The following is a 504-nucleotide window of genomic DNA, read 5'->3' as shown; positions in this document are numbered from 1 at the left end:
CACGTCTTCTTGTAATTGATTACGAATATATTCTTCAATTCGCTTCTGATTTCGCCCAACCGTATCAACATAAAACCCTCGACACCAAAATTTGCGATTCCCATATTTATACTTTAAATTTGCGTGTCGGTCGAATATCATTAAGCTACTTTTACCCTTTAAATATCCCATAAATGAAGAAATACTTAGTTTCGGTGGTATACTCACTAACATGTGAATATGATCTGGGCAAGCTTCTGCTTCATGAATTTCAACGCCTTTTCTTTCACATAATAACCGTAAGATTTGACCAATACTTGCTTTGTATTTCCCATAGATTATCTGACGTCTATATTTTGGGGCGAAAACAATATGATACTTACAATTCCATGTAGTATGTGCTAAACTATTATTATCCTGTCTCATCAGGGGGCCTCCTTTTGTATATTAGTTAGTGGTCGGGAAACCTTATCTAATATAACACTTTAGGGGGACTTTTTTTGATACATCGCTAAAAGCTTTTCG

Annotated in this window: 1 protein-coding gene; it reads right to left on the bottom strand. The window is 35.3% G+C overall.

The window, feature by feature from the left end; genetic code table 11:
- Window positions 1-405, bottom strand: a 405-nt coding sequence (gene tnpA / locus HMPREF2697_RS00780) for an IS200/IS605 family transposase (RefSeq protein WP_070849220.1), incomplete at its 3' end; no start/stop codon positions are given.
- Window positions 406-504 lie beyond the last annotated feature (99 nt).

The organism is Streptococcus sp. HMSC064D12 (assembly GCF_001837205.1).
Classification (GTDB): domain Bacteria; phylum Bacillota; class Bacilli; order Lactobacillales; family Streptococcaceae; genus Streptococcus; species Streptococcus salivarius_D.
The sequence above is the reverse complement of the archived record's forward strand: the minus strand, read 5'-3'. Positions and strand labels throughout refer to the sequence as shown.